Below are 2,475 nucleotides of genomic sequence, written 5' to 3'. Positions count from 1 at the left end.
CAACTACGCCGCCGCCAACGCCTTCCTCGACGCCCTCGCCCACCACCGCCGAACCCACGGCCTGCCCGCCCACTCCCTCGGCTGGGGCCTGTGGAACACCGGCCAGGGCATGGCCGCCGGCCTCACCCGCAGCGACCTCGCCCGGCTCGACAGCGGGCCGCTGCTCCACCTGACCACCGCGCAGAACCTCGCCCAGTTCGACGCCGCCCTCACCACGCGTCACCCGGCGCTGCTCCCCGTCCGGATCAACCCCCGGCACCCCGTCCAGCCGCTCACCGCGAACCTCCGTCCCGCCGCCGCGAGGCCCACCGCGCACACGGCGGCGCCGGCGGCCGGGGGTCCGCAGCTCGCGACCCGGCTCGGTGGCCTCAACCCCGCGGAGCGCGCACGCGCGGTGCTGGACCTGGTCCGTACGCATGTCGCCGGGGTGCTGCACCACGACAGCCCGAGCGCCGTGGACCCCAAGCGGGCCTTCACCGAGATCGGCTTCGACTCGCTGTCGTCGGTGGAGCTGCGCAACCGGCTGAACAAGGAGGCGGACCTGCGGCTGCCCGCCACCCTCGTCTTCGACTACCCGACGCCGCAGGCGCTCGCCGACCACCTGGACGACACGCTCTTCGGCGACGCGGCCCCGGCGGCGCCCGCGATCCCCGTGGCGCCGTCCGGCGCGGAGCCCGACGAGCCCATCGCGATCGTCGGCATGAGCTGCCGCTACCCCGGCGGCGTCACCAGCCCCGAAGAGCTCTGGGAGTTGCTGGCCGAGGGCCGGGACGGCGTCTCGACGTTCCCCGCCGACCGCGGCTGGCACGTCGAGGAGATCTTCGACCCGGAGCCGGGCACGCCCGGGAAGACCTACTCGATCGAGGGTGGCTTCCTGCACGACGCGGCGGAGTTCGACGCCGAGTTCTTCGGCATCTCCCCCCGCGAGGCCCTCGCCACCGACCCCCAGCAGCGCCTTCTCCTGGAGGCGTCCTGGGAGGCCCTGGAGCGGGCCGGGCTCGACCCGCACGCCCTGCGCGGCAGCCGCACCGGCGTCTTCACCGGCATCATGTACCACGACTACGCCTCGCGCCTCGGCGACTCCCCCGTCCCCGAGGGCGTCGACGCCTACCTCGGCAACGGCAGCCTGGGCAGCGTCGCCTCCGGCCGCGTCTCGTACACCCTCGGCCTCGAAGGCCCGGCGGTGACGGTGGACACCGCGTGCTCCTCCTCGCTGGTGGCGCTGCACTGGGCGATCCAGGCGCTGCGCGGCGGCGAGTGCTCGCTCGCCCTCGCCGGTGGCGCGACGGTGATGTCGACGCCGGACACCTTCATCGACTTCAGCCGGCAGCGGGGACTGGCGAGCGACGGGCGCATCCGTTCGTTCGCCGAGGGCGCGGACGGCACCGGCTGGGGCGAGGGCGTCGGCGTGCTGGTGGTCGAGCGCCTGTCGGACGCCCGGCGCAACGGCCACCAGGTCCTCGCGGTGATCCGCGGCTCCGCCGTCAACCAGGACGGCGCCAGCAACGGCCTCACCGCCCCCAACGGCCCCTCCCAGCAGCGCGTCATCACCCAGGCGCTGGGCAACGCCCGCCTCTCCCCCGCCGACATCGACGCGGTGGAGGCGCACGGCACCGGCACCGTCCTCGGCGACCCCATCGAGGCACAGGCCCTCATCGCCACCTACGGCCAGAACCGGCCCGAGGACGGCCCCCTGTGGCTCGGCTCCATCAAGTCCAACATCGGCCACACCCAGGCCGCCGCCGGTGTCGCCGGCATCATCAAGATGGTCATGGCCATGCGGCACGGGGTGCTCCCGCGGACCCTGCACGTGGACGAGCCGTCGAAGAAGGTCGACTGGTCGGCGGGCCGGGTCGAGCTGCTGACCGAGGCCAGGCCGTGGGAGAGCGAGCGGCCCAGGCGCGCGGGCGTGTCCTCGTTCGGCATCAGCGGCACCAACGCCCACGTCATCATCGAAGAGGCCCCCCGGCAGCCGGAGCCGGAGGGGACGGAGCCGCCGTCCGCGCCGCCGCTGCCGGTGACCCTCAGCGCCCGTACGGCCGACGCGCTGAAGGCACAGGCCCAGGCCCTGGTGGAGCTGCTGGAGGGCGAGGACGCCCCCCGCCCGGCGGACATGGCCGTGGCGCTGGCGACCAAGCGAGCCCAGCTGGAGCGCCGCGCGGCGGTCGTCGGCGCGGACCGCGACGAGGTACTGGCGGGCCTGCGGGCCGTGGCGGCGGGCGACGCCCCGGTCGAAGGGACCGTCACCGAGGGCCGGCTGGCGTTCCTCTTCACCGGCCAGGGCGCCCAGCGCGTCGGCATGGGCGCCGGACTCGCCGCCGCCTACCCCGTCTTCGCGCAGGCCCTGGACGAGGTCTGCGCCCACCTCGACCCGCTGCTCCCGCGCCCGCTGAAGGACGTACTGTTCGCGGCCGAGGGCACGGCGGAGGCCGCGCTGCTGGACCGCACCGAGTACGCCCAGCCCGCCCTCTTCGC

At 75.1% G+C, this 2,475-nt stretch carries 1 protein-coding gene; it reads left to right on the top strand.

The features are described from left to right. The coding region (locus AB0L74_RS34750; RefSeq protein ID WP_365661597.1) for a beta-ketoacyl synthase N-terminal-like domain-containing protein at positions 1-2,475 on the top strand (2,475 nt) is incomplete at both ends.

Origin of the sequence: Streptomyces sp. NPDC052020, assembly GCF_040680575.1 — a bacterium.
GTDB lineage: Bacteria > Actinomycetota > Actinomycetes > Streptomycetales > Streptomycetaceae > Streptomyces.
This window is presented reverse-complemented; position numbering and strand designations above follow the sequence as displayed.